The organism is Lentzea alba, from assembly GCF_047445655.1.
Classification (GTDB): Bacteria; Actinomycetota; Actinomycetes; order Mycobacteriales; family Pseudonocardiaceae; genus Lentzea; species Lentzea alba_A.
Map to the genome: position 1 here is coordinate 33,255 of NZ_JAJAEG010000049.1, position 26,047 is coordinate 59,301.

At 66.8% G+C, this 26,047-nt stretch carries 11 protein-coding genes and 2 pseudogenes; 7 read left to right on the plus strand and 6 right to left on the minus strand.

Going from position 1 to position 26,047, the window contains the following annotated elements; all coding sequences use genetic code 11:
• The first annotated feature begins 9 nt into the window (after window positions 1-9).
• From LFM09_RS46345 to LFM09_RS46365, 5 genes and pseudogenes are all read left to right on the plus strand, one after another.
• Window positions 10-6,135 (plus strand): amino acid adenylation domain-containing protein, encoded by a 6,126-nt coding sequence (locus LFM09_RS46345; RefSeq protein WP_414103036.1) that lies wholly within the window; start codon window positions 10-12, stop codon window positions 6,133-6,135.
• A 185-nt stretch (window positions 6,136-6,320) separates the two neighbouring features.
• On the plus strand, window positions 6,321-6,491 hold the full coding sequence (locus LFM09_RS46350; RefSeq protein WP_414103037.1) for a hypothetical protein: 171 nt from the start codon (window positions 6,321-6,323) through the stop codon (window positions 6,489-6,491).
• 927 nt (window positions 6,492-7,418) lie between these two features.
• Window positions 7,419-7,605 (plus strand): annotated as a pseudogene (locus LFM09_RS46355) (ATP-binding protein); the annotation flags it as partial.
• Between the two features lie 708 nt (window positions 7,606-8,313).
• Complete coding sequence (locus tag LFM09_RS46360; protein ID WP_414103038.1) at window positions 8,314-8,721, plus strand: IS110 family transposase; 408 nt, start codon at window positions 8,314-8,316, stop codon at window positions 8,719-8,721.
• Between the two features lie 70 nt (window positions 8,722-8,791).
• Window positions 8,792-10,756 carry an NB-ARC domain-containing protein gene (locus LFM09_RS46365; RefSeq protein WP_414103039.1) on the plus strand — a complete coding sequence of 655 codons (1,965 nt, stop codon included), beginning with the start codon at window positions 8,792-8,794 and terminating at the stop codon, window positions 10,754-10,756.
• Here the strand turns inward: LFM09_RS46365 and LFM09_RS46370 are convergent.
• Window positions 10,722-12,113, minus strand: coding sequence for a hypothetical protein (locus LFM09_RS46370; protein WP_414103040.1), 1,392 nt, complete (start codon window positions 12,111-12,113; stop codon window positions 10,722-10,724). The genes LFM09_RS46365 and LFM09_RS46370 overlap by 35 nt on opposite strands.
• A 542-nt stretch (window positions 12,114-12,655) precedes the next feature.
• Between LFM09_RS46370 and LFM09_RS46375 the strand changes: the two genes are divergently transcribed.
• Complete coding sequence (locus LFM09_RS46375) at window positions 12,656-13,084, plus strand: hypothetical protein (RefSeq protein WP_414103041.1); 429 nt, start codon at window positions 12,656-12,658, stop codon at window positions 13,082-13,084.
• Between the two features lie 651 nt (window positions 13,085-13,735).
• Window positions 13,736-15,073 carry a hypothetical protein gene (locus tag LFM09_RS46380; protein ID WP_414103042.1) on the plus strand — a complete coding sequence of 446 codons (1,338 nt, stop codon included), beginning with the start codon at window positions 13,736-13,738 and terminating at the stop codon, window positions 15,071-15,073.
• A 32-nt stretch (window positions 15,074-15,105) separates the two neighbouring features.
• On the opposite strand, the gene LFM09_RS46385 is transcribed toward LFM09_RS46380, so the two are convergent.
• The 5 genes and pseudogenes from LFM09_RS46385 to LFM09_RS46405 form a co-directional block, all read right to left on the minus strand.
• On the minus strand, window positions 15,106-21,990 hold the full coding sequence (locus LFM09_RS46385; RefSeq protein WP_414103043.1) for an SDR family NAD(P)-dependent oxidoreductase: 6,885 nt from the start codon (window positions 21,988-21,990) through the stop codon (window positions 15,106-15,108).
• A 61-nt stretch (window positions 21,991-22,051) separates the two neighbouring features.
• On the minus strand, window positions 22,052-23,149 hold the full coding sequence (locus tag LFM09_RS46390) for a 3-oxoacyl-[acyl-carrier-protein] synthase III C-terminal domain-containing protein (protein WP_414103044.1): 1,098 nt from the start codon (window positions 23,147-23,149) through the stop codon (window positions 22,052-22,054).
• A gap of 42 nt (window positions 23,150-23,191) precedes the next feature.
• Window positions 23,192-24,640, minus strand: a complete 1,449-nt coding sequence (locus LFM09_RS46395; RefSeq protein WP_414103045.1) for an FAD-dependent oxidoreductase — start codon at window positions 24,638-24,640, stop codon at window positions 23,192-23,194.
• 23 nt (window positions 24,641-24,663) lie between these two features.
• A complete protein-coding gene (locus LFM09_RS46400) occupies window positions 24,664-25,068 on the minus strand; it encodes a hypothetical protein (RefSeq protein ID WP_414103046.1) in 405 nt (134 codons plus the stop codon).
• Window positions 25,069-25,724: 656 nt separating this feature from the next.
• A pseudogene (locus LFM09_RS46405) lies at window positions 25,725-25,961 on the minus strand (transposase); the annotation flags it as partial.
• Window positions 25,962-26,047 lie beyond the last annotated feature (86 nt).

The following is a 26,047-nucleotide window of genomic DNA, read 5'->3' on the forward strand; positions in this document are numbered from 1 at the left end:
GGAAGTCACTTGAATCTGCGCAACCAGCTCGCCGAGCTGCTCGAAGTAGACGCCGTCGGACCGGACGAGAACCTGATCGAGCTCGGCATGGACTCGATCACCATGATGCGCCTGGCCGGCCAGTGGCGGAAGGAGGGCTCCACGGTCCGGTTCGCTGATCTCGTGGCCCACCCGACTGTCGCCGCCTGGGAAGCACTGCTCGGTTCACACCAGGACGCTGCACCTGTGTCGAGGATCGAGGTCGACGAGACCGCTCCGTTCCCGCTCGCGTTGATGCAGCACGCCTACTGGGTCGGTCGCGCACCCGGCCAGCAACTCGGCGGCGTGGCCGCGCACTTCTACCACGAGTTCGACGGCGTGGGCATCGAGCCGGAACCGCTGGAACGCGCGGTCCGCGCGGTGATTGCCCGGCACGGCATGCTGCGCGTGCGCATCCTCGACAACGGCACCCAGCGCATCGGCGACGACCCGTGGCCCGGCCTGACTGTGCACCGCGCACCGGACCTGGATGAGCTGCGCGCCCGGTTGTCCCACCGCAGCATGGACATCGCCGCCGGCGAGGTCTTCGACATCCAGCTCTCCCAGCTGCCGGACGGCCGCACGCGGGTGCACGTCAACCTCGACATGATCGCCGCCGACGCGCTGAGCCTGCGTGGTCTGCTGGCCGACCTGGCGACGGCCTACCGCGGCGAGACGCTGCCGCCATTGGACTACAGCTACCCGCGCTATCTCGCTGAGCGACAGCACGCGGCCCGCGAAGAGGATCTGGCGCACTGGCAGCAGCGCCTGCCCGAACTTCCCGGTGCACCACAGCTTCCGGTGACCGGCGCCGACACCGCGACGGTGCTGCGCCGCCACCGGTGGTTGTCCGCCGATGAGGTCCGCGCGCTCGAACTGTCCGCCCAACGGAACGGCCTGACACCCGCGATGGCGCTCGCGGCGGTGTTCGCCGAAACGCTGACGGCGTGGAGCGCCGAGCCGCGGTTCCTCCTCAACCTGCCGCTGTTCGACCGCGAACCACTGCACGCCGACGTCGAGTCGCTGGTCGGCGACTTCACCTCGTCGGTGCTGCTGGCGTGGGACGGCGCCGCGCCAGGGTCGTTCGCGGATCGCGCTTCCCTTCTGCAGCAACGGTTCCACACCGACGTCGCGCACAGCTCGTACTCGGGCGTCGAGGTGCTGCGCGACCTGTCCCGGTTGCACGGCGAGCGCGTGCTCGCGCCGGTCGTCTACACGAGTGCGCTTGGCCTCGGCGAGTTGTTCTCGTCGGACGTGCGGGACTGTTTCGGCGAGGCGTCGTGGATCATCTCTCAGGGCCCGCAGGTGTGGCTGGACGCGCAGGTCACCGAGCTGAACGGCGGCCTGCTGGTCAACTGGGACATCCGGGAGGACGCCTTCACACCCGGTGTCCCGGACGCCATGTTCACCGCTTACAGCGCTTTGCTCGACCGCTTGCTGTCCGATCCGTCGGCCTGGGCGGCGCCGGTCGGTCCGCTGCTCCCCGCGGCACAGGCGGCCGTGCGCGACGAGGTCAACGACACCACCGTCCCCCGGCAGTCCCGGCAGTTGCACGACGCCTTCTTCGCCCATGCGGCGAAGCATCCCGACGCACCCGCACTGTTGTGGGGCGAGGGCGGGATCATGACCTACGGCGAACTCGCCACCCGCGCGCTCACCGTGGCCGCACGCGTGCGCGGCGAGCTGGTCGCGATCTCGTTGCCGAAGGGACCGGACCAGGTCGTCGCGGTGCTCGGCGTGCTCGCTGCAGGGGCCGCCTACCTGCCACTCGGTGTGGACCAGCCCGAGGCACGGCGGGAACGGATCCTTCGCGCGGCCGGGGTGAGCATGGTGCTGGACAACGTCTCCGTGCCCGCACAACCGTTGCGTGAGCCGGTGACGGCTGGCGACGAGCTGGCGTACGTGATCTACACGTCCGGCTCGACCGGTGAGCCGAAGGGCGTGGAGATCACGCACTCGGCGGCCGTGAACACGATCGACGACCTCAACGAGCGGTTCGAGGTCGGTCCGGACGACCGGACGCTCGCGTTGTCCGCGTTGGAGTTCGACCTGTCGGTGTACGACATCTTCGGCCCGCTGTCCGTCGGCGGTGCGGTCGTGTGCGTGCAGGAGACGGGACGCCGTGACGCCACGCAGTGGGTCTCGTTGCTGTCGCGGCACCGGGCCACCGTGCTCAACTGCGTACCCGCGTTGCTGGACATGGTGCTCACCGTCGCGGAGGAAGAGCTGCCGTTGCGGGTGGTTCTGCTCGGTGGTGACTGGGTCGCCGTCGACCTGCCCGACAGGCTGGTGGAGCACGCTCCGGGCTGCCGGTTCGCAGGGCTCGGCGGTACCACCGAGACCGCGATCCACTCGACCGTCTGCGAAGTCGTGTCCGTCGATCCACAGTGGACCTCGGTGCCGTACGGGACGCCGCTGAGCAACGTTCGCTGCCGCGTCGTGGACGCGCTGGGCCGTGACTGCCCGGACTGGGTGCCGGGGGAGCTGTGGATCGGCGGCGCCGGTGTGGCAAGGGGTTATCGCGGCGATCCCGAGCGCACGGCGGACAGGTTCGTCGGCGGCTGGTACCGCACCGGCGACCAGGCCCGCTACTGGCCGGACGGGACGCTGGAGTTCCTCGGCCGCGCTGACCACCAGGTGAAGATCCGTGGCCACCGCATCGAGCTCGGCGAGGTCGAAGCCACACTGACCGCGCATCCGGGCGTGCACAGCGGGGTGGCCGTGGTGACGGCCGAGCACAGGCTGGCCGCCGCGATCACCGGTTCGGACGACGGCGTCCGGGAGTTCCTGTGCGAACGGCTGCCCGCGCCCATGGTGCCCGACACGATCAGCGTGTTGCCGTCGTTGCCACTGACACCCAACGGCAAGATTGACCGCAAGCTGTTGCGGCAGACTCTGAGTGGCGTCGCCGCTCTCCAGGTCACCGCTCCCGCCGGAGAGATCGAACGCCGGGTGTCCGATGCGTGGGCCGAGATCCTCGCCGTCGGGGAGGTGGGCCGAGAGCACGACTTCTTCGCACTGGGCGGGGACTCCCTGCTGGCGACCCGGCTGATCAGCAGGCTACGAGCCGCCGGACTGGCCGGGGTGTCGCTCAGCGCCCTGTTCGCCAACCCCGTGCTCACGGACTTCGCCGCCACGCTCACGTTCGCCGATCTCGACGAGAACCAGGTGCTGTCCGCCGACCTCGCGCACCGGCACGAGCCGTTCCCACCGACCGAGGTGCAACGCGCGTACTGGCTCGGCCGCGACGAGGGCTTCACCCTCGGTGGAATCGGCTGCCACTTCTACCGCGAGTACGCCGTGGCGGACCTGGACGTCGAACGGCTGGAGGTCGCGGTCAACGCGCTGATCCGGCGACACGAGATGCTCCGCGCGATCTTCGACGACAACGGCGACCAACGCATCCTCGCCGATGTGCCGTGGTTCCGCGTCGCCCGTGAACTCGACCGTGAGTCGCTGTCCCACCAGGTGTTCGACCCGGCGCGGTGGCCGCTGTTCGCCATCGCCACCGACGGTGAGCGGCTCGCGATCGGCATGGACAACCTGATCCTCGACGCGCTGAGCATCCTGATCTTCTACGCCGAGCTCGGCGCGCTGTATGACGATCCGGCCGTGGTGCTGCCACCGGTGGGGGTGTCGTTCCGAGACTACGTCCTGGGTGCACCGCCACCGTCGGAGGCCGCCCGTGAGCACTGGTCGGCACGTGTACCGACCTTGCCGCCTGCACCTCAGCTGCCACTCGCCAAAGATCCTTCCGAGGTCGTGCGCCCTCGGTTCACCAGACGTGCGGCGGCGATCGACTCCGGCCGCTGGAAGTCCATTGTGGAACGAGCACGCGAGCACGGCGTCACATCCTCGGCCGTGCTGCTCACCGCGTTCGCCGAGGTGCTCGGCCGGTGGAGCGCCCGCCCCGACCTGACGCTGAACCTCACCCTGTTCGACCGCAAGGAGGTGCACTCCGACATCAACAACGTGCTGGGCGACTTCACCTCGTTGCTGCTCGTCGCCTGCCGGCCAGCCGAGTCGTGGCTGGATCAGGTGCGCCAGGTGCAGCAACAGCTCTGGCAGGCCATCGACCACCGCGACGTCTCGACGGTGTGGGTGCTGCGCGAGCTGGCCCGCACCACGGGCGACCCGACAGTGACGATGCCGGTCGTGTTCACCAGCGCGCTCGGCGTGGGCCCGTCACGTCCGGCTGGCTCGTTGTTCGACGACCAGGTGTGGGGCGTGTCCCAGACACCGCAGGTGTGGCTCGACCACCAGGTCACCGAACTCGATGGCGGCGTGTACCTGAACTGGGACGCGGTCGACGAGCTGTTCCCGGCCGGGCTGCTCGACGACATGTTCGCCGCCTATCTGTCCCTTGTGGACTTCCTGGCCATCTCCGAATGGTCCTCGCCCGCGCCCGAGCTGATGCCGTCCGGCCAGCGCTCGGTGCGCGCGCAGGTGAACTCGACCTCCGGCGAGCTGCCCTCCCGCGCACTGCACACGGACTTCTTCGGCCACGCCGCGTCGTCGCCCGACCGCATCGCGGTGCGCTGGGACTCTGGTTCCTTGACCTACGGCGAACTGGCGTACCGCGCACGCCGCCTGGCGGCGGTGCTGTCCGCACGCGGCGTACGACCGGGCGACCCGGTCGCGATCACCCTGCCCAAGGGACCGGACCAGATCGTCGCCGTGCTCGGCGTGCTCGCCGCGGGCGGCATCTACGCGCCGGTCGGCGTGGACCAGCCACCTACGCGCCGCGAACGCATCCTGCACGTCGCCGGCGCACGCCATGCCGTCACCTCGTTGGACGAACTGTCCTCGGTGGATCCGGCGCCCGTGTTCCAGCCGGATCCGGACGCGCTCGCCTACGTGATCTTCACGTCCGGCTCGACCGGCGAACCCAAGGGCGTGGAGATCACCCACCGGGCGGCGATGAACACCATCGCCGACATCAACTCGCGCTTCGGCATCGGCCCGGACGACAGCGTGCTCGCCGTGTCCGCTCTGGACTTCGACCTGTCGGTGTACGACGTCTTCGGCCTGCTGTCCGCGGGCGGCACCGTGGTCACCATCGACGAGTCCGACCGCCGCGACGCACACCGCTGGCACGAACTGGCAACCGCGCACGAGGTGACGGTGTGGAACACCGTGCCCGCACTCGCGGAGATGCTGCTGGTCGTCGGCCCGCCACCGCCGTCGCTGCGACTGGTACTCGTCTCCGGCGACTGGGTCGGCCTCGACCTCCCCACTCGCTTCACCGGCTGCCGTTTCGTCGCGCTCGGCGGGGCCACCGAGGCCTCCATCTGGTCGAACTACCTCGAGGTATCCGAGCCGGATCCGTCCTGGCCTTCGATTCCCTACGGCTACCCGCTGCGCAACCAGCGGTTCCGCGTGGTCGACGTGCTCGGCCGCGACTGCCCGGACTGGGTACCGGGCGAGCTGTGGATCGGCGGAGCCGGTGTGGCACAGGGCTACCGCGGCGATCCAGCCCGCACGGCAGAGAAGTTCGCCGACGGCTGGTACCGCACCGGAGACCTCGGCCGCTACTGGCCCGACGGGACGCTGGAGTTCCTCGGCCGAGCCGACCACCAGGTGAAGATCCGCGGCCACCGCATCGAACTCGGCGAAATCGAAGCCGCACTGCAGGCGTCGCCGGGAGTGACCCACGCGGTGGCCACCGCAACCGCTGACCGCCGCCTGGTGGCCGCTGTCGTAGGGACCATCCCGGACGCCTCCGCTCTGGCCGAATGTCTGCCCGAACACATGGTTCCCGACCACATCGCGGTCCTGCCCTCGTTGCCACTGACCCCGAACGGCAAGATCGACCGCACCGCCGTCGCCTGCCTTGCGCCGCACGCCGACCTCGGTGAGGCACCACGGGGAGAGCTCGAGGAAACGGTCGCCGCCGTGTGGGCGGACCTGCTCGAGGTACCCCAGGTCGGCCGCGACCAGAGCTTCTTCGCACTCGGCGGGGACAGCCTGCGCGCCACCCGGCTCGTCGAAGCACTGCGCCGGCGGTTCGGCGTCACAGTCACCCTGCGGCAGCTGTTCAGCGCCCCAACCGTCGAGGCCGTCGCCCAAGCGCTCTCCGTACGTGCCGACGATGACATCGAAGAGGGGACGTTCTGACGGTTTGCCACTCAACTCGACAAGAATGCACATATCTTGATAAGTGAATAGAAGGCGAGGATTCCCTTCTCTGGGTTGTTCCTTGCTTTGCTGGGCGGCGACATCGTGTGCAAGTAACGTCCATTTCCGCGCTTGTTCATTTTGCCTGACCGGTGTTGTGAAAGGGTTGACTCGGCGGTGGCGGTGTGTGGCCTTCGTTGGTGCTGAGTGCGCTCGCCCTGCTCGTGGCCGGGGGTGCGATCTCGAAGATGACCTCGACCCCCGTGATCATCGTGAGTGTGCTCCGTTCGTATCTGCGGCCGCGCTTCGAGCCACCGGAGGTGGTCGATCCGGACGGCGTGGACTTGACAGAGTGACGACGTCCGTCGTTGGCCGAGCTGCACGTCGAGCGAGTTCAGGAACGCGATATGCGGTTGACCGCTCAGCGCATCCTCACCACGTATCTGCTGTCAAGATTCGTCTCTGGCACCAAAACGTCGACCAACGAGGCCTACTGGGGGACCGTGAGCCACTCGATGTTGCCTTGACCGGCGCGGCGCTCGGACAGTGCAAACCACCGTCACCTGGGATCTGGACATACAGGGAGTTGATGCCGACCACGTCCGCGAGACATGTCTTTGGCATGAGCCCATTGCCCGCGTCGGCCGAGAAGGGCTGTGGAAGCTCGTTGCCGATGCGGGTTCAACGTGCCGATCTGTGAGCTGATCAGTGGTGCCGCCTTGCGAGTGGAGTCCGCATCGCTGGAGTCCGGACTACTGGTGACCGACCTCGGTCGTCTGATGCGCTTCGGCCGGCATGGCAAACACGATGTGACGCCACGGCAGGACGAGCGTGACGACAGCTCGGACTGAGCGGAGTGGGGGAGCGCGGACGGCGTGGCTACCGGGGGTGAGGCGGCGGCCGGTCTTCCGGTCGGCGTCGCGCCGTCCGCGCTGGGTCCGGCTGCGGGAGCTTCCGGACCCAGTTGATGATCGGCGATCGGCCGGGCGGAAGCAATTCGAACGGGCCGAAATGGTTCGAAGGGTGCTGTTTGCTTCCCTTTCGAGTCACGCGGTAGAACCACGTCGTCACGTAGATCTCTGTAGTTCGGCGCCAGGGTGTCGGCGGCCCTGGCGAACTGCTACGGGCGATCGTGATGTCGAAACCGCGGCTGCGCTGAGGATCACGCTCGTAGCGGAGCTCGTCGGCCTGGTGGGCGGGCTCACTGCGCTGACCGGCTTGCCGCCTGCTCGTAGTGCTGCCGCCGTCAGTCCGGTCCGGGCGCTTCAAGCGGCAGCCGACCTTTCTTCCAGCTTGTCTCGTCCTGCTACGAGCGAGCCTCGCTGATCGTCACCAGTAACAAGCCGTTTGCTGGGGCGATGTCCTCCTCGTCCACCATGCCGAGGTCATCTCCATCAAGGGGGAGACAGCTACCGCCTCAAAGACCGCGACCTCGGCCGCGTCCCCGCGGCCACCAAGACCACCGACTAACAACCAACCAACCTGGGTGGGTCAGCATTCACCCGGAACAGATTCGGACCGGCGTTGACAGCAACGCCGTAGACGACCAGTTCTGGCTGAGGTCTCGACAGCAGCGCGGGGCGTCCGCGCAGGGAAGATCGCAACGATATGCACACCTCTGTCCATCAGGAGTACCGCGACTGCAGTGTTGGGCGTCTGTGCCTAGTGCTAATCGGGGCGAAGGAACGGATCTTGGGAAGCCGTGCAACTGATGGGCAACGCACTTGACCCTGGAGTCAAGGGGGCGCAGGTTCAAATCCTGTCGTCCTGACGGCCGATGACCAGCGAGTTTGCCCTGCGGCCACAGTCGGGTCGGCGTGCCAGGCGGCCTCGGACTCGTCGGGGCTGAGCCAGTCGAGCTCTTTCTGGAGGCGCTGGGGTGTCGTACCAGCTGTGATTGCAACCGCGGGGACACCTATAACAGCCAGTGGCCGCGGAGTCAGGGTGTCGCGATTGGCGCCTCGCCAACGCGCGCCGTCGCTGGTATGCGACATCGGTGACCACAGGTGCAGCACACGGACGCGATGAACCTCTGGCCACATGCTGGCGTCAGCACCCCGAACCGAGGATGGCCCGGTCCTCGACCTGCAGGTGTCAGCCGTCATCGGCATCACACCTCCGAGTCTTGAACGAGCTCTGGTGCTGCTGGTTGCGGGGCGAGACGGCTGGTGAGACGTCGTGCTCAGTGCACTGTCCATTAAGGCACCGGTGCCCCGCTGCGGATCGAACGACGAGGAGTTGCGGGTGCCGGCAGCGGGATGTGGTGTCAACTGGGCAGAGACTCACCACGATGTGCCGGTTGTAGATGAACACGGCTCGGTCATCGTGGCCGAGCGGATCGGCAAGGATGCTGCGGGATTGCCTCGGTTGTTGGAAATTCTGGCCGAACATGACCCGGACGAAGGCGATCTGGTAGTAGCGATCATGACCGGCAAAGGACTTCTGGTCGCCGGGGCTACGGGCCGTGGCCGGCAGGTGTTCGTGATCTCGATGGTTGCTGGCTCGCGATGGGTGGCGATCTCCGGCAGTGAGGTCCGTTCGGGCGTTACTGTGGCCGTTCTGATGATGTTGCTCAGGGGAGGGTGAAGTGGGGAGCGTCGTAGTCAGTCCGCGTCGTGCTCATCCGTTTCTGAACCGTGTCGGCGCACGGACGGAAATGAGCAGGTTGCTGGTCGAGCGGCGAGCGGAGGGACGTCCCTGCCTGGTGTATTTGCACGGTCCGGACGGCATCGGACGTACGAGCTTGGCCAGTGAGTTCTTCTACGAACACCGATCGGCGTTCGACGACGCCTACATCGAGGTGGCCGCTCGTCAGCCGGACGGCAAGTTGGTACAGCAGGGGGAGATGCTCGGACAGGCGCTGCGAGGCCTGGGTGTGGCCGACGCGGACCTGGCCAATTCCGACGCAGCCCGTGCGGAGGCGTTTCAGCGGCTGTCCGCGGGTAAGCGGTTCCTGATGCTCATCACGGACGTCGCGAGTGCGGAGCAGGTCACGAGGCTGATCCCCAACTCGTCACCGGAGGCCGCGGTGGTGGTGACGGCTCGGGCGATGTTGCGCGAGCTGTTCCAGCACGACTTCGCGGATGTGCCGTTGAGCAAGTTGCCGCGCGCGGAGTCCAGGGAACTGCTCGTGGCCTGCATGGGGCCGGGTGCGGCCGAGTTGCCTACCGAGGTCATCGATGAGCTCACGGAGATCTGTGACGGCTTTCCGTTGTTGATCCGCATCCTCGGCGCGCAGCTCGTGAGGCGTCCTCAGCGCGCCGTGGAACGGTACCTGCGGGAACTGCGGGCCTCGGATGAGGCGCTGCTGGCCATGGACCACTCGCAGCGCGTGGCAAGGTTCCTGAACGCCACCTTCAGCCTCGTGCGCGACCTGCACCTCGCCCTTCGCCGGCTGGCGCTGCTGCCCGGCCCGAGGTTCGGGATCGACGCCGCTGCGGTGGCGTTGGACGTGGGCCGCGAGAAGGCCGAGCGGGTGCTCGACGAGCTTTCCGATCTCAACCTGTTGGTCCACGACGGGGAGCAGGACAGGTACTCGTTCTACCGGGTCGTGCGTGCGCACGCTCTGCGACTTGCGCAGGAGGTTGACGGTCCGGAGGTCGTGAAGCCGGCCGTCGAGAGGATCACGACGTGGTATCTCCGCGAGGCGATCCCGCGTGATGCTGCACTGGCGAACCGGTGGCGGGTCGGTCCGGAGTTCGACAGGTACGTCGCGACCAACCCGGCTCTGCTGCCGCGTAGAGACGCCACGGCCTGGTTCGAGATCGAATGGACCTCGGTTGTTGCGTGCGTGCGCGCCGCGCACGAACAGAACCTGCATGACATCGCGTGGCAGTTGTGCGTCGCGGCCTTCAAGTATCTGCACCTGCACGGGCATGTCGACGTGTGGCTCGACAGTCATGAGCTCGGAGCCCGTTCCGCAAAGGCCAGCGGGAACGTGGCGGGTCTGATGCAGGTCACGTCCCAACGCGGCGCCGCACATCTCGCCGTCGGGAACACTGCGCTCGCGCGGCAGGACTTCGAGGCCTCCCTGGATGCTGCCATCGAGGCAGGGCACCGGCACGGCGAGCAGAGCGCGTGGGAGTGGCTCGGCAAGACCGCTGCCGCTGAGCGCGACCTGGAGACTGCGTTCCGGTGCTTCGACGAGTCCGAGGCGGTGGTCGAACGATCCGGGCAGGCGATCCCAGAGCGGCAACGCATCCGGATGAGGGCGCTGCTGTCCCTGCAGCGCGCGAGGACATGGGTCAAGCTTCACGACTGGGCGAGCGCGGCGAGCGCAGCGGCCGCGGTGATCGAGCACTTCGAGTCGGCTCGCGAGACCGACAACCACGCCAAATGCCTGCTTGTCCTGGGGGATGCCGCCCTCGGTACTGGCAACCCTGCCGAAGCCGCTCGGCACTACAACCAGGCTGCCAGGCTGTTCTCCCACGACCACACCGTTCGCGCCGAGGCCGGCGCCCTGCACCAACTCGGCGCTGCCTTGCGGGCCGGCGGCGACTTCCAGGGCGCTGCCGATGCTCTTCGGTCGGCCAAGGAGCTTTACATCATGCTGGGGGACGCCGAGACAGACGTGGTGGACGTACTTCTCAGGTCGGTCGAGGAGGAACGTGTGGACGGCTGAGCGCAACTTCGATCTGGTGGCCGCCGATCCGCACCAGCCCCTTGTCGGGTAGTGCGTCCCAGGTGCGGCCGGCGGAGAGCCAAGCGTAGATCGCGGACGCACAGGCGACGGATTCGTCCACATCAGACAGACCTTGCACTACGACGCCTTTGTCGCGATGTACGACTTCCTTGCCCGTGACGACCAAGCTGCAGGTGGGGCGGCGAGCGAACGTTTCGTCGACGTCGTGCAGATCCCTGAGCATCACGACGGCCGCGTTGCCGTGCAGATCTCGGCGGGGATGCGTCTGCTCCACCACCAGGTGTCGATCAGTGGTGTTCGGCGCGTGTTCGTCGCGAGCGTCGACGTCCGCTGGCCACCTGGTGACCTCGGCCTCGTGGTCGCCGTGCCACTGCGCCGCCACCCACCACGCGGCGACAGGCATCCGTTCGGGCAGCAACACGTCCGCGGAATAGGGCGGGACCAACGGTGCTCGCGTTGGCTCGGGTAGCGCCAGGAAGCCGTAGAAGGCCCTTCTCAGCGCAGACGCCGATGAGCCGGGCAGTGACGTAGCGAGTTCGCGCACCTTGGTGAACTGGCCGGTCGCGGCCTCCGCAACCGCGGCGTCGAACTGCGGAGGGAATGCCGATGCGGGGTCCAGACGCCTTGCTGTGCGCCCGAGCTCGTCCATCGCGGATCCGTTTGCAATCTGGTCTTCAGGAAATGAAGCCAGCAGCGTCGGCCGCCCGACACACGCCGCGTACCCGGTTACTGCGCCGAAATCGCCGATCACCACGTCGGCAGCCAACACTGCCTGTTGCCAGCCTTCGGCGGGCGGAACCAGCCGCAGGCCCGCGCGCAGACAGTCACCGAGCCACAGCCTGATCTGCGCGGGTCCATGTGCGAACCACGTGTTCGGGTGAAGTACGGCGGCCACGACATGCCGGTCGCTCGGCAGCTCCGCGAGCAACTGGGAGATGAGGTTCGGGTTTCGCCCCAACAGGGAGTGCGGTCCCCAGGTCGACGAGACGAGGACGACCATCATGTCGTCGTCAGCGTCAAGCGCGCTGCGGTACGTGCGGCGTCGAGGTTCGCTGGCCGCCATCCGGTCGAAGCAGGGGTCGCCCGCCACCACCGCAGAGCTCAGCGCTTCGGGAACCGCATCGGCCAGGCGGGCGTACTGCTCGTCGTGCGACAACACCACTGCGCGAGGTACTACAGCACCGTCACGCACCAACCATTCGCGCGACAGTCCGTAGACGGAGCGGTTTCCGGTTTCCGGTTTCCGGTTTCCGGTTTCCGGTTTCCGGTTTCCGGTTTCCGGTTTCCGGTTTCCGGTTGAATACTTAGTATAGCCAATTCCGTGCGAAAGAATCACCAGTGGAGCGTTGATGTCGTGCAGATTCCCACTATTGTGTACCGACAGTGCGAGGTCGAACTCGGTTACGGTCGCCNGAATACTTAGTATAGCCAATTCCGTGCGAAAGAATCACCAGTGGAGCGTTGATGTCGTGCAGATTCCCACTATTGTGTACCGACAGTGCGAGGTCGAACTCGGTTACGGTCGCCTGCTCCCAGGACATGACCAGCCCGCCCATCGCGGCGAGGTGTTCCTCCACGCCGTTGGTCACCGCGGAGGCCTGCGGACACGTGTAGATGATCTGCACCCGCTGGTCGCTGTCGAATACGGGAAGGACATCGGCAAGGCGGTTGAGCGCTGTCACGGTGTGGGCGACAGCCAGCACTGATCGCTCGGCGGCCACCGTTCGCCACCTGGGCCCATGGGGTCCGAGCGGCACCTTCAGCCACCGGCTTGACGACACAATTCACTCCCGCAGACACTCAACCTCAGCTCACCGTACCTGGCATCCGACAACGTGATCTCGGAATCGGTACCGTGCTCACGTGACTCCGATCTGGGTGACGATGCTGGTGGCGGTGCTGAGTGTCTTGGGCGCGCTCGGCGCACAGTGGCTCAACACGATGCGCGCCTTCCGTCTCGCCGAAATCGAACGACGCGCCAAGCGTGAGGAACGCCACCAGCAGAACCGTGAAGACACCTACGCGAAGTTCCTGGTCGCGGCACGCGCCCTGCGCCCTGCCCTGCGTTCCGGCACCACCGAAGCGGCATTGGCCGCGCTCCGGGATGCTGCGGCGTACATCGAGTTGAACGCTCCCGAACTCGCCGAAGGGGCACTCACGGCTGTGCTCGACTCCGGAGAACGGTGGGCTGAGCTTGTGCTGAGCAATCCGGCGACCGCTCCGGTGATCAAAGAGGCCGAAGAGGAGTTCCACCACGCTGTCCGCACCATGCGCGATCTCATGCGCAACGACCTCGCCAGCGAATGATCACAACGCGTGCCGCCGTCGTCACATGACCGATAGGCTGACTGGATCGATCACGAAGCTGGTCAACCGGAAGTGGACACTCCGTGCACTCGACGAGGCTTTGGCCGCGGTGAGCTCTGAGGGCCCGGTGATCAGGGTCTTGCGCGGCCAGCGCGGTAGCGGGAAGTCCACGGTCGCTGTGCATTGGCTGCACCATCTTGCGGATCGATTCCCGATGGGCAGCTCTACGAGAACCTTGGTGCGTGGACCGATCAGGTGAGCGCGCCGAGCGAGGTGCTGGCTGGGTTCCTGGGCGCGCTCGGGGTCGACCGGGCACAGATTCCTGCAGATCTTGTGGCGCGGCGCGGTGTGTTCCGGTCATTGACCCACGACAAGTCATTTCAGGTGATTCTCGACGATGCCGTGACACCCGCCCAGTTGCGGCGCTGCTACCGGACAAGGGCGCTTCGTTGGTCGTGGTCACCGGTCACGGGACTTTCGGGACCATGCTGCAGAACAACGCTGCTTTCGTGGATGTCGAGCCGCTCGAGGCCGAGGTGGCCGTCGAACTGCTGCGCACCTTCGCCGGGAGCCGCGTCGATGGTGAAATCTCCGCTCGTGACGCCGTGCTCGCCATGTGCGCGGGTTGCCTGCCGCGTTGTGCGTGGTGGCGTGCTGATTGCGGAATCACCGGACATGCGATTGGCGGAACTGCTGGACGAGCTGAAGGACCCGGCGACGGGAATCACGCGCGTGACCGTGGGTGGCGAGCCGTCGCTGGGCACCGTGTTCGACGCCGGATACCGCAGGCTCAGCCGCCTCGGCCAACGCTGTTACCGGGCTATGGGACTCCATCTGTACGTCGATGACCTGCCCGTGGCGGTGCTGGCGGCCGCGATGGGGATCCCCGAGGCAGAATTGCGTCCGGTTGTCCGCGAACTTCGGGACACACGAACGATCGATCAACCTCGCGCCAGCAGGCTGACCGTCCACAAGCTGGTGCACGAGCACGCGCGTCTGGTCGCCGACACCGTCGACGACGCAGTGCACCGTCTTGCCGCTACACGGTCGATGATCGGGTGGTGCACAACAGGGGCGGTCACTGCGGTCACCGGGTTGTTGCCGCCACGGTCGTGGCGTGCCGATTTCCTCCCCGAGTCCGTTGTGGACGCTGCACATCCCGCTTCGGTCGATCCTGGCGCCTGGCTGAGGGCCGAGCGGGTCAACCTGCGCGCGGTGGTGACTGTCGCGTTCGAGCTCGGTGGGCTGGAGCCCGTCCTGCGGTTGTGTATCTCGCAGTGGTGGTTGTTCCTGGCGGAGAAGTACGCTGACGACTTGTTGGCCACCCACGCACTTGGCCTTCGCGCCGCAGACCACCTGCACGACGACCGGATGAAGGCTCTCCTGCTGGTGCAGCAGGGTTTCGCGTATCGCAGCTTGGGCCGGTTCTGCGATGCGGTCGACTCGTGCACGGCGGCGATGCGGCTCGCGGAGGCGGTAGGCAGCGTGGAACTGGTTGCCACGAGACTGGAAGGCGCCGGCCTCGCTGCGTTCGACGGCGGTGATCTCACCCAAGCGGCGTTGTGGTTGAGGCGCAACCTGGAGCTGGCGGAGACGACCTGCGACCCGCGACGTATTGCCCTGGCGTGCCTGCACGGCGCCAAGCCTGAACCGTCCGAGCAGGCGCTGGTGCTGCTGGAACGAGCCTACGAGGTGTTCCGGTCGCTACCTGTGCCTGAGTCGCAGAACTTGGCGAAAGTGTTGCTGTGGCAAGGACGTAAGCTCGGCGCCGAAGGCGGTCCGCGGCTCAGGGAAGCCCTCGCCTTGGCGACCGAACACAGGCATCAGGCCGATCGGGCGGAGATCTTGGAAGCACTGGCGCAGCTTGACGCCGACCGCGACGTTGCCGTCGAGCTGTACCGCGAAGCGTTGACGATCCTCGACGACGTAGCTGAAGACATCGAGCACCTTGGACTCGATGTCGTCAGCGAAATCGAGGAACCGGCCTGACATCATCGGAGAGTCCAGATCTGGCCAGCCAATCATGCCACCGGATGCTGGTACGAGGCCAACCGCTCGACCAGGGACCCGTGCAGCAAACGAGCGAGGTTTGCGAGGGTCGTGCTGCCTGCTACGGCTTCAATCGCCAGTTTGACACCGGTTGTCTTGACCAAGCGCTCGCGGAGCTCGACCTCCGACAGCGAGTCGAAGCCCAGCTCGATGAAGTTGCGGTCGAGGTCCACATCGGACGGATCGGTGTGGCCGAGCAGAGCGGCCGCTTGTGTTCGCACCAGGTTCTCGACGACGGGCATCCGGCCTGCTTCGTCGAGTGCCGCGAGCACGTCGAGCAGCGCGCTGGCCGGAACTGTGTTGTACCCGCCCGCCCGCGCCGACCGCCTGTCCCGCGGCGCGAGAATGCCGTGCCACACAGCGCGCGGAGAAATTTGCTGCAGCTGAAGGAGGTTCACTCGCATCGCGGCGAGCACTGGGGGGCCGGCGCCGATTGCCGCGTCGAACAGGCTCAGCGCCTCATCGTCAGACAGCGCCTCGATTCCCCTCCGCCGGATCCGCTCACGATCAGCCTCCGTCATGGTCGCGGTCAGCGCGCTGTCGGTACGCCACAACCCCCACGCGATCGACACCGACGGCAGCCCTTGCGCCCGCCGGAGCTCCGCCAGGGCGTCCAAATAGGCGTTGGCGGCGCCGTAGTTGGCTTGGCCCTGGCTGCCGAGCAGTCCCGCGACCGACGAGAAGAGCACGAACGCGGCCAACGGGTGAGTGGAAGTCAAGTCGTGCAGATGCTGCGCCCCGACCGCTTTCGCTGCCAGGACCACGTCGAGGCTCTCCGCGTCAAGTGCGGTGAACACCCCGTCCTGGCGCATCCCTGCAGCGTGCACGACGCAGGTCAGCGGATGCTCGGCGGGGATCTCGGAGATTGCGACGCTCAGTTCCGTCCGGTTGCTCACATCGCAGGCGACAATGTCCACGATCGCACCGCGCTGCCGCAGATTCTCGCGCAGCGCCTCCGCTCCCGGTGCTTGCGGTCCGCTTCGGGACAGCAGTAGAAGCCTGCGTACGCCGTGCTGCTCGACGAGGTGAGTGGCCAGGAGGCTGCCGAGGGTTCCCGTCCCACCTGTGATCAGTACCGTACCGTCGGATGGCAGCGACACGGACGCCTGTACGGGGCCTTGGCGCGTCAGCCTGGGCACTAGGAGCTTGCCGTCCCGAACCGCGAGTTCCGCCTCCGCGGTGGGCAGATCCATCGCGGAGCTGAATGAGCTGTCACCGTCGATCAGCACGACCGAGCCCGGCCGTTCCTCCTGCGCAGACCGGACGAGGCCCCAGACGGCTGCCTGAACCGGGTCCGAGGCTTCACCCAGACGCGTCACGACGGCGCCACCGGTCACGACCAGCAGACCGGTGTCGGCCCGGCGCAGCGCTGACAACGTGCGCAGCAGAACGCCGTGCAAGTCTTGCTCGCCGCGCAGGTCGAGGGTTTCCCAGCCGGGCGTTGGTGACAACGCGCCCGATGCCACGACCCAGTCGAGCCGAAACAACGAGTCCGCAACCGCACCCGCTGACGTAGCCGGTGTCGTGCGCAGCGCTCGCACCGAGAAGGAGTCGAACTGCGCGACCGGGACGTCGTTCTCGTCGGTCACCCTGATGGTGAAGGTTCCCGACGTTCCTGCCTGCCGCAGCCGGACACGGAGCACGGAGGCTCGGGTTGCGGGCCAGCTCACTCCCCGCCACGCGTACGGCACCTGGGGTCCCCCGGAATGATCACCCAGCAGCGCGCCCGGATGCAGCGCACAGTCGAGCAGAGCGGGGTGCAACCTGAACGCCGTGGCTTCACCACCGTGTCCTGCAGCCAAGACGACCTCGGCGAACAGCTCAGGACCGCGTCTGTGAAGTGTGCGGAGCCCTCGGAAGGCCGGGCCCAGTGCCACCCCGGCGTCGCCGAGCAAGCCGTACACCTCGGCAGGGTTCACCGTCCGTGCACCGCGCGGCGGCCATGGCATCAGCGTGAAGTCCAGCGGCGCCTGCTCGCTGTCGAGCTCGCCGGTCACATTCCTGGCCCAAGTCCGGTCCCCCTCCGCCCGCGTGTGGATGGTGCAGACGCGCCGTCCGTCTTGTTCGTCGCCAACCCGGATCTGGACGTGCACAGCCATGTCATCGGGCACCACGACAGGAGACTCCACGAGGGCCTCGGCCACGCGTCCACAGCCGAACCTGTCACCCGCGAGGCAGAGCAGTTCCAGCAATGCCACCCCCGGTACCACCACCGCGCCGTGGACGCGGTGATCGGCGAGCCAAGGCAGCTCGGTGACGCTGATCTGTCCGGTGAACACTGCGGTGTCGCCCTCCGGGTCCTCGATCAACGTCTTGATAATCGGATGATCGACACTCTCCTGTCCGAGGCCGGATACCTCGTGACGCACTGGAGCACTGAGCCAGTACCGCGTGCGATCGAAGGGATAGGTGGGCAGGTCGATCCGGCGAGGGGCGCAGCCATCGAACCAGCGGGCCCAGTCGACGCTGAGCCCGCGCACGAAGCCTTCAGCAGCGGAGAGCAGGAACCTGCGGGCGCTTCCATCGTCACGCCGCAGCGTGCCGACGGCCGTGCTCGTCCCCGGCAGAGCACCGGTCAATGCGGGGATCAGCACTGGATGCGGGCTGACCTCGATGAAGTGTGTGAACCCGTCGGCGGAGAGCGCGGCGACGGTCGCGCCGAACCGAACCGGTTGGCGGAGGTTCGAGTACCAGTACTCGGCGTCGGCGTCCGAACCGCTCATCCGCTCACCCGTAACCGTGGAGTACCAAGGCACGACCGCATCGCGGGAGTCCAGGCCGGACAGGTCGGTCAGCAGTGCTTCCCGCACGGCCTCGACGATGGGCGAATGCGAGGGGAAGCTGTCACGCAGCACCCTGGCGCGCACGCCGTTCTCCTCGTACCAGCGACCCAGCCCCATGATCGAGTCGGTGCCGCCGGTCAGGATCACCGACGACGGACCGTTCTCAGCAGCAACCGTTACCCCTGGCCAGTTGGAGAGCTGCTCCTTCAAGCCGTCAGTGATCGGTACGTGCAACAGCAGGCCTGGGCGAAGCGCCGCGCACCGCACACCGCGCCGCACGACCACGTACAGCGCGTCGCGCAGGCTCAGCGCGCCGGCGAAACAGGCGGCGGCAAGCTCACCCTGGGAATGACCGACGACAGCGTCGGGCACTACCCCGACGGACTCCCAGAGCCGGGCGAGCGAGTACATCACCGAGAACAGCGCGGGCTGAACGATGTCGGGCCTGCTGAGCGCCTCTTCGTCGTCGAGCACGTCGAGCAGCGACCAGTCCACGAACTCGCGAAGCGCCTGGTCGCACTCGGTCATCGCGGCGGTGAAAACCGGTGCGGTGCCGAACAGTTCCCGACCCATACCGGCCCACTGCGCGCCGTGGCCGGGGAACACGAACACCACGCGCGCAGCTCCTGACAATTGTCCGGCCGACGTGGTCTCGTGAGCTCCCGCAGCAACCGCGTGCAGTTCGCTGGTGAGCGTGGCGTGGTCGGATGCCACCACCACCGCTCGGTGGGCGAACACAGTTCGGGTGGAGATCAGGGAGGCTGCCATGTCGACGAGGGCGAGGTCATCGCCGATGCGATCTGCCAGCCGGGCAGCGGCAGAGCGAAGCGCCGAAGGGCTCGCTGCGGACAGCACCACCGGCACAACGGCAGGTGTCGTCCGGACGTCGGCCACGGTGGCAGGTAAGGGTTCCGCGGGTGCCTCCTCCACGATGAGGTGGGCGTTCGTGCCGCTGATTCCGAACGACGACACGGCCGCCCGGCGTGGGCGTCCGCTCGACGGCCACGGCGTGAGCGCGGTCGCCGGTCGCACCGTCCTCAATCCCCAGTCGACGTGCGAGGTCGGCTCGTCGACGTGCAGCGTCTCCGGCACCGCGGCGTGCTGGACGGACAGAATCGCCTTGATCATCCCGAGTACACCGGCGGCGGCCTGGGTGTGACCGATGTTGGACTTCACCGACCCGAGCAGCATCGGCGTGTCTCGCTCGCCGCCGTAGGTCGCGATGACCGCCTGTGCCTCTATGGGGTCACCCAGACTGGTCGCGCTGCCGTGCGCCTCGAGCATGTCCACCTCGCCCGCGGTGATGCCAGCCGTGGTCAGCGCTCGTGTCATCACCTGTTGCTGTGCCGGGCCGTTCGGCGCTGACAGGCCGTTCGACCTTCCGTCCTGGTTGACAGCACTGCCGCGAATGAGCCCCAGCACGCGGTGTCCCGCCCGGCGGGCGTCTGAGAGTCGCTCCAGCACGATCACACCGCACGCCTCCGACCACCCGGTGCCGTCCGCCGAGTCCGCGAACGACCGGCACCTGCCGTTGGACGAGATGATCTGTTGCCTGCTGAACTCGGTAAAAGTGCGCGGTGTCGACATGATCGTGACTCCGCCTGCGATCGCCAGCGAGCACTCGCCCGACCGAAGCGACTGCACGGCGAGGTGCACGGCGACCAGCGAGGAGGAACAAGCGGTGTCGATGGTGAGGGCCGGGCCGCGCAGGCCGAGCAGGTAGGAGAGCCGGCCCGATGCCACGCTGCTCGCATTGCCGGTTGTCGCGAGCCCACCGGTCTGCTCGACTTCGCGTGACTCGTAGTCCATCGTCATCATTCCGATGAAGACTCCGGTCTGGCTGTCGCGCAGGGAGGCGGGGACGATCATGGCGTGCTCGATCGCCTGCCACGCCGTCTCGAGCAGCACTCGCTGCTGCGGATCCATGGCGGCGGCTTCCCTCGGTGAGATTCCGAAGAACGCGGCGTCGAACGACGTGGCATCCTCGATGAAACCGCCGAGGCGGCGATAGCCGACCGGAGTGGTCAGGTCCCAGCCTCGATCGACGGGGAACTCCCCGATCGCGTCTCGTCCCTCGGCCAGCAGGTCCCAAAGCTCGTCCGCCGACGTGACCCCACCCGGTGCTCGGCAACCGATACCGACGACCACGATCGGGTCGTCGGAATCGCTTGTGGATGCCTGCTGAGTGTTCACAGGTGCGCTGACCCGTCTGGTGGCGAGTTCGACCAGGTGGCCCGCCAGCTGCCGAGGTGTCGGAAGGTCGAAGACAGCAGTCGTCGGCACGGGAAGAGCAGTGGTGGCCGCGAGCGCACGGCACAGGCGCACAGCCGTTAGCGAGTGCATGCCATGGTCGACGAAGACCTCATCCGGCTCGATCGGCGTGCGGTTGCCGACCACCTCCTGCACATGTGCCCGCACCAGCCGGAGCGCCTGCTCAAACCGCTCGGCGGCGTCGAGTGCGCGCAGCTGAGCGGCCCACGATATTTCCGGCCGTCCGGTCTCCTCGTCGAGCCGCGCGGCCAGCCTGCGCTTCGTGATCTTGCCGGTCGGCGTGGCAGGCAGGTCGGGGAGGATGATCAGCTCGGCGGGCATCTTGTACTCGGCCACGCCCTTGGCCGCGAGGTGGTTCGTGATCTCGGCCAGGCTGACGGTGCCGCCGTCACGCGTGCTCACGACGACGCACGGGTATTCTCCGATGCGTTCGTCCGGCCGTCCGAGCACCGCGACCTGGCGTAGAACGGGCAGGTCCGCCAGCAATGTCTCGATTTCAGTCGCGCTGAACTTCACCCCGCCGACATTGATCAGATCGGTGGAGCGGCCGAGGTAGACAACCACGCCGTCGTCTCGGACGGTGGCCTGGTCTCCGGTGCGCAACCAGCCGTCCTCCGACAGCGCGGCACGGGTCAGCTCCGGCGCGCCGAGGTAACCGGTGAACACCGACGGTCCCCGGAAGTGCAGTTCACCTTCTTCACCGGGAGCACATGTCGCGCCGTCGTTCCCGACGACGCGCACCTGCGAGCCGGTAACTGGGTGGCCCACCCCGCAGAAAACTTCGCCAACGGGGTCGCCAGGCCTGGTGAACAGCCCGCCACCCAGCTCGGACATACCCCAGTGCACGACCACGCGGGCACCCGTGTGGCGGCGGACCGCGGCGGCGAGCTGATCAGGCACGACCGCTCCGCTGAGCCTGATCTCCCGCAATCCGAGCTCTGCCGCGTCGTCGCCGGAACCCAGTCGGGACAGAATGTCCCAGGCTTGAGCGGGAACGGTGAAGAGGACCGTCGGGCGCGCGTCCCGCACCAACCGGAAGAACGAATCGACGTCCCAGTGCGGCAGCAGCGCCTGTGTGCTGCCGGTGATCAGGCTGATGTGGACGGACAGCAACCCGTACAGGTGGGTCAGCGGGCTGGCGCTGATGATCTCGTCTGCATCGACCAGTTGCCCGTCGGTGGCGATCTGGGCCGCGTTTGACAACAGACTGTTGTGCGTGTGCACGCAGATCTTCGGTTGCAGGGACGTGGTCCCCGAAGATGGCAGGTACATGAAATGGTCGTCAGGCATGACCGCGACCTGGAGCGGTTCCTTGCCGCGCCAACGGTCGTACAACGCCTGAACCGAGTTCGGCACGTCGTGCGCTGATCCGTCCACTTCGGATACTGCGGTGCTGCCGGACAGCAGTGAGTGGCGCAACGATGGGCATTCCGCCAGCAAGGAACGAGCGAACTCGGCACCGGTGCGTTCAGCGAGATTCGCGGGAACGACAACGACACTCGCACCGGCGCGGTCGATCAGTGATCGCACGTCCGCCACACCGAGCTTGGCGTGCAGCGGCAGCATCACCGCGCCGATCTCGGCGATCGCGACGTGCAGGGTGAGCAGGTCCCAGCAGTTCGGCAGGTGCACGGCGACCACGTCACCCTTGCGAACTCCCAGTTCCTGCAGTCCTCTCGCGAGCGCAGTGGAGTCGCCACGCCAGTCCTCCCACGACCGGTAATGCCCGTCGATGAAGACCGCGGCAGCGTCCTTCCTCGTGATCACTGATTCCGCGAACAGGGCTGGCAACGTGTACCGCACGGTGGACTCCTGGCGTGACGTGGGTTCCGGCTGTGAACGGTGACGCGAACTGCGCCGGCGATCAGGGTGACCAGCCGCCGTCCGGGACGTTCATCGTGAAAGCGCCTCCAGCGAAGCTGAGTCCGAACGCGACGATCAGACCCTGTCCAGCCGGACGGTGGGTCTGTTCCGCGATCATCAACGGCACCGAGCAGCCGATGGTGTTGCCGTAGTCCCGCAGTACCCGGTAGGACGAGGCGACCTGCTCGCTGCCCGGCGCGACGCCGAACTGGTCGCACAGGGCGTCGAGGATGCGGGTGCTGCCGGTGTGCATCAGCAGTACGGAGGCGTCGCTCGGATCACGCAGTTCGCACCCGTCGCTGTCGAGCACCCGTCGCACGGTCTCGCTGGCGTAGAAAGCACCGCGCGGGGTGATATCCGGGCTCAGCGTGTACATCCGCTGGCCATACACGAGCGGGTCGTCGGAACCTCCGTCCGGGACGGTGCCGAGTTCGGCGTCGGACGACAACTCGTTCGTCAGGTTGGCGACCTGGCCGAACGACGGTCCGCCGCTCTCCGCGCCGAAGACCATCGCCACGGCCGCGTCCGCGAACAGGAAGCCGTGCAGAACGTTCACGGTGCCCTGACGCTCGTCCGGTGAGACCTCGGAGAAGTGTTCGTAGAAGTTCGGCAGTTCAGGAGAAAGCGACGAGATCGCGTCCATGAAGCAGATCAGGACATGGCGGTTCGGCCGATAGTTCAGGTACCACCGCGCGGTTTCAACGGCCTTGGCCATCGACGAGCACCCCATGTACTCGATGCTGAGATTGGACGCGGTCCTCGGCAGCTCTGGCATCAGGGCGAAGAGATCGCACACCAGGCTCGGCAACAGCCTGGCGGGGCTGCTGGTCACGCCGACGACCAGCCCTATGGACTCCATCGGGATCCCGGCCTTCGTCAGGCAGGCGCGCGAGGCCTTGACAGCCAGCTGTGATGCCGGAATGTCGATTCTCGGCTCTGCGCCGCGGAAGAGGAAGTCCGGATAGTTCGCGACGATGGAGTGCCGCTTGTCCACGCCGAGGCTGCGCAGCATCGTCTCGAGTTTCTCGGACAAGTGGCCGCGTCCGGCTGTGATCAGCTCCTCTGTCGAGTAGACCGGCCGTGGCAGTTCGGCAGCCACGGCGATGAGGTGAGGATCGATGTCTGTACGTGTAACCATGAGTCAGCCCTGATTGACGTGATGGACCAAGCTGGCCAAGACCTGGTCTGCTGAGGCGTCGTAACGCGCGACGGTGACCGCGCCGGCCAGCGCGGGATCGGGCGCCGGAAAGTCGGGACGGTAGAAAAAACCGCGGCTTTCAGTCCGGGCGAGAACGGAGCACGCGTACGCCTCCGCGAGGATGAGCAGGTCCACGTCCTCGTTGCCGGTGCAGTCTTCGCGCTGTCGGACACGGCGTTCGGTGCGGCACCAGTCGACGAAGCGCTCAGCTCTCTCGAAGGAAAACCTGTTGTCCTGGAAAGAGCTCAGCCCCTGTTCGACGAGCGCACGCAGCTGCGCGTCGGCCGAAGCGTTCGCGCGGGAGACGCCGGACCCCGGCTCGACGACGGAGCTGTGACGACGGTCCGCGAGTTGGTCGGCAAGCATGCCGCCCAGCGCCAAGTAAGTCGCGAACGGCTTGCCCGAGACCGAGTCGACCGCCAGATCGTATGCGCATTCCCCGACCGCGTGGACGTTGCGCACGGTTTCCCCGGTCATGGAGATCGCCATGCCTCCCATCGAGAAACCCTTGATCGGCCCCAGTCGGGAGCGACCGCGCGGGGACGCGATGGTGTGCGGGACGTCGAAGTTGCGAATCCAGTAGCGCCGGAACACCTCCAGATCGACGAGATCCCCGTCGTAGACCTCCAACAACTCAATGAGTTCATGCGCGGTCGCGTCCGCGCGCATCAAGTGCGGTGCGCCTTCGAGTTCGAACGGGTACACGGGCACCTTGCGATCGAGGTCGCCGAGCGGAAACCGAGCAAACATCTCGAGGTTCGCCAACGCACCGCCGTGCCGGGCGTAGGTTCCTAGCACATGACCGCTGTTGCTGCCGACTCCGTCGGCGAACAGCCCACAGAACCCGCCGGATGCCAGGACCACGTCGGCGCCGAACAGCTGTCCGTGCACCCCGCCCTGCTCATAGTGCAGGCCGCGGCACGCGTCACCCTCCATCACGAGGTCTGTCACCCGACCCCGGAGCCGGATTCCGCCGCACCTCTGGAACTCGGCCAGCACGGCGGCGACGACCTCGTCCCCGAGACCGACACGCAAGCCCCGCTCGGGGACCACCGGCATGAGGTACTGGAGAAACTCCCGGTATCGCACCAATTCGGTGAGTGCGTCGAACTCACGGCCGAGATACTCGGCGATCAGGGGAGGAACGGCCGGCGGCAGGCTCGCCGAACTGTCGGTGAAGAACTCTGCACGCCGAGCAGTTGCATCTTCGACGAATTGCCTGCGCATCAGGCCGATTGACAGCGCGCGCGAGACCGGCGGAAGGACGTCGTCAGCTGAGATCAGGATGACTGTGACGCCCCGCTGGGCGAGTCGGCAAGCGACCCAGGCTCCCGCGAAGCCTCCACCGACGACCACCACATCGCAGGTGCGGAACGAACGGGAATCAGCCATGTAACTCCGTTCTCAGCAGTCTTTCACGCCCTGCACTCGATCACGCACTGCTCGATCACCTCGGCAGTCACCGCGACCGGGCAGCCCTCGACGAGGAGAGTCGAGCGGAGATGGACGGACACAACGGCGTTTCCGGCCTCGTCGACATGTTCAACGTAGGTCGGCTCTGCGGTGTGCCGCCGCACACCCACCTGCTGTAACGACATGCCGAGTGGGACACCGCGGCTCAGTTCATCGAGCACCGACGCGCGAAGTCTGCTGCGCACGACCAGCGCGTTGACCGAGGCAATTCGCGTGGCGACGCCGTCGATATCGGCCCACAGCAGCCCACGACGGCAACTCGCTGCCGAACCTGCTGGCAGGTCAAGCTGGCGAGCTTCAGCAGTACTGACCGCCCTGGTGGCCTCACCGACCAGTTCGTGGGTCACGGCACTCCCACCGGTGCCCGGTCCTGACAACCAGGTACTCAAAGACGCTGTCAAGCAGTCGCCTGACTTGATCAACCGGACGAGATCCCCCCACAGCTGCGTCGGCTCTGGTCCAGCCAGTCGGTCCGGCCGCATCAGATCCCTCCGTTGTCGCAAGGAAAACCCTCGCGTCGTCAGTTGCTGAACGATCATGGGACAACGAAAATGATTGAACAACCTGGAGCGATACGCCGGGATTTGCTCCAGGTTGCGAACGGGACGGTATCTCACCGTTCAAGCCGACGGTCGCTGTCGCGTCTGAAAGGGTCAACTATGCTGCCCGAATCGATCGCATGTGCCGCGTTGCAGCCGCGCCACAACGCCGATCGTCTCGGTCCCGCCGAGCAGCTCCGGGGGCTCAGACCGGCATTGACGGCGGGTCGGCGGCGAGTACAGCCCAGCCCGACTTGGCCCTGAGCCGTGGCATCCCATCCTTCAGGGGTACAGGTACGCACGGATCTGCAGACTGTTCTCGACTCTGCTTGCACACCGAGAGGATGGGAACCGGCAGTTGTCTCCGAACCTGGTTGCTGACGTCCATGCGTGGTGCGACATCCCGACCACTGGTCGTTGAACACGTCCAGACATATGTGGCTCTCTTGACTCATCTGTGGGTGTTATCGGTCGGGGAGTGCGGGCCGATGGCCTCCGAGTGCGAGCATGGCCAGGGCGATGAGGGCGTCGGGACGCTTGAATCCGAATGCTCGTCTGGTGATGAGCCGGATCTTGGTGTTGACCGATTCGATGAGCGCGTTGGACAAGCCGTGGTCGAGGGTGGCGTCGATGGCAGGGCGGTGGCGTTTGATCCTGCGGCCGAGTTCGACGAAGGCCGGCATGCGGCAGTGCTGCGCCCACCGCCCCAACGAACACGGCCCACGCGCGCCACGATGCGGCACACTCCGGACGCCGCGCTGTTGTCGCCAGCGAGCACGAGGACCCT